At 30.5% G+C, this 1,944-nt stretch carries 3 protein-coding genes; all 3 read right to left on the bottom strand.

The window, feature by feature from the left end:
- Positions 1-128: 128 nt before the first annotated feature.
- The 3 genes from EGM88_RS13560 to EGM88_RS13550 all read right to left on the bottom strand — a co-directional run bounded on the left by EGM88_RS13560 (position 129) and on the right by EGM88_RS13550 (position 1,609).
- Complete coding sequence (locus EGM88_RS13560; RefSeq protein WP_123898970.1) at positions 129-632, bottom strand: hypothetical protein; 504 nt, start codon at positions 630-632, stop codon at positions 129-131.
- A gap of 5 nt (positions 633-637) precedes the next feature.
- The gene (locus EGM88_RS13555) at positions 638-988 is read right to left on the bottom strand and encodes a ribonuclease E inhibitor RraB (protein WP_123898969.1); all 351 of its coding nucleotides are present in this window, start codon (positions 986-988) and stop codon (positions 638-640) included.
- 138 nt (positions 989-1,126) lie between these two features.
- Complete coding sequence (locus tag EGM88_RS13550) at positions 1,127-1,609, bottom strand: YwiC-like family protein (RefSeq protein WP_123898968.1); 483 nt, start codon at positions 1,607-1,609, stop codon at positions 1,127-1,129.
- Between the last annotated feature and the right edge of the window lie 335 nt (positions 1,610-1,944).

Here is a 1,944-nt window from a genome sequence, read left to right as displayed (position 1 = left end):
TGTTGCATTGGAAATAAAATCGACCGTAGGAGATTTATTCTAATTCAACAATGCAAGAAAACTATTGTCAAAATTTAATGAAGAAAAGGCTTGGTTTTTAGCTCAGTTCTTTGTTGGCAAATCGTTTTTTATTTTTCACTCAGAGTGTCAATCTCTTTTGTAATTATTCTATTTTTTGTTTTATCCAACTCCGATTTTAATTCTATGACTTGTTTTTCTAAGTTATCTATCTTGTTATCAGTCGATTTATTTAAACTTTCAATTTTGATTGATAAAGCAATAAACGCAATTAGAAGTGACAATATTGGAATAATAATCTGAACAGCATTTTTTGTTAAGTCAGAAACCCTTTTCCAATATATGCGTGAATATTTTTTGTTTGCAAAAGAAGAGAGACCATTGTCTTTGGCAAAAATTCCAACAATATCATAAGCATCGTGATATCCGATTTCATCTGCGGTATACAATTCGGACGTAATTAGCTTAAGTTCGTCTTCATTGCAATTTAATTCGCTATAAATTTTCTCAAAAGGAACACCAAGAGCATTATATTCGGCTTTTTTTAATTCCAAATCATTTCTTTGTTTGGATAAAATTCCGAGTAGCTTGTGTCTTTTTAATTCTAAGTTCATAATTCTTAATTTGGCATAAATGCTCCACAACCTTCCAAGGAAACTCCAGTTTGCTCTGCAAGAAGAAACATATTTCCAGTTTTCCCTTGTAATTCGGCTAGAGTCCATTTCTTTTTAATATCAGCCTCAATATTCCAGCCTTTTAGAAAAATTAGTGTTCTAGTTTTTTCAATTCTATGTGGTATATTTTCGTCAGTCAATATTTTGCAAAGAAGTTCGGTGTTCCCTTTCCGAGTAGAGTAGAAATGAAAATTCACAACTAATTCAGTTTCTGAATCTATTCCGCTTTCTTCCCAAATTTGCCACATTTTTTCATTCCGTTCAAAATGAGCATTTAATTCAGATTTATTATTCATTCGTACTGTTTCTCAAATGTTTGCCAACGTTTATGTATAAGAATAGTTGCGGGTTTGTATGCGAGGATTTTCCGAAGGAAAATCAGATGCAGGCAAACACGCAAATCCCCTTGTTTAAGCACTAAACCGTAATTATTTTTATACGGTGTTGTACTGCGTTTTTAATTCCGTTTTCAAATATTTTATTACTTTTTCGAAAAGTCTTTTTTCTTGAAATCTGTAAACAATCCAAAACCAGATAATCATCAAAGGAAATAGAAAAAGAATCCAAACAGGCATTTTTTCATTACTAAATAAAAATATCAAAAGAAAAATCACAGATAATATTCCGATAAAGTACATTTCAATCCGCAATCTTGTTGTCAATTCAATTTTAGTATTTCCGTTATTCAATTCAGTAATTTTTGCATAACCTTTTATTCCGTCAAAATATCCAGGATTATAGTTAAGCATTATTGTTCCGACTGAAAGTTTAGAGAGAAATTTAAATTCATTATCTGAAACCCAATCAAGTTTAAATTTTCTTTCTTTTTTGAATCGAATTTGTTCTTTCAATTCAGATATTGAACCTTTAAATTCAATAGATTCTTTTAAAAGTGTCTTGTCGATTAAGTCTTTCATTAATATTTATAAAATGTTTCCTAAATGCAGTACAACGTTTTTGTATAAGGTTAGTGTGGGAGAAAACGTCCGCGGACTTTTCGCCCTAGCACTGAGCTTATACTTATTATGTGTTTTTATCTTTGTCGAGCTAAAAATACTTAAATAAGTAGAAGTGACATAGTAAAGAGACACAAACCTTTGAATTAAGCCATAAAAACCCACATTAACTTTATACGGCTTAAGTTTACAATTCATTAAATTTAAGCATAAATCAGAAAAGACAAAAGAGAGGAATAAGGTTATTATATACGTAGAAGCTTGAGACTTCGTCAACATTGAAAATCCCCTCTCTT

This window comes from Aureibaculum marinum (assembly GCF_003813905.1).
GTDB classification, from domain to species: domain Bacteria; phylum Bacteroidota; class Bacteroidia; order Flavobacteriales; family Flavobacteriaceae; genus Aureibaculum; species Aureibaculum marinum.
The sequence above is the reverse complement of the archived record's forward strand: the minus strand, read 5'-3'. Positions and strand labels throughout refer to the sequence as shown.

Bases quoted from the DNA above. Each gene is read 5' to 3' on its own strand.
- EGM88_RS13560 (WP_123898970.1), bottom strand. From the start codon at position 632: ATGAACTTAGAATTAAAAAGACACAAGCTACTCGGAATTTTATCCAAA.
- EGM88_RS13555 (WP_123898969.1), bottom strand. From the start codon at position 988: ATGAATAATAAATCTGAATTAAATGCTCATTTTGAACGGAATGAAAAA.
- EGM88_RS13550 (WP_123898968.1), bottom strand. From the start codon at position 1,609: ATGAAAGACTTAATCGACAAGACACTTTTAAAAGAATCTATTGAATTT.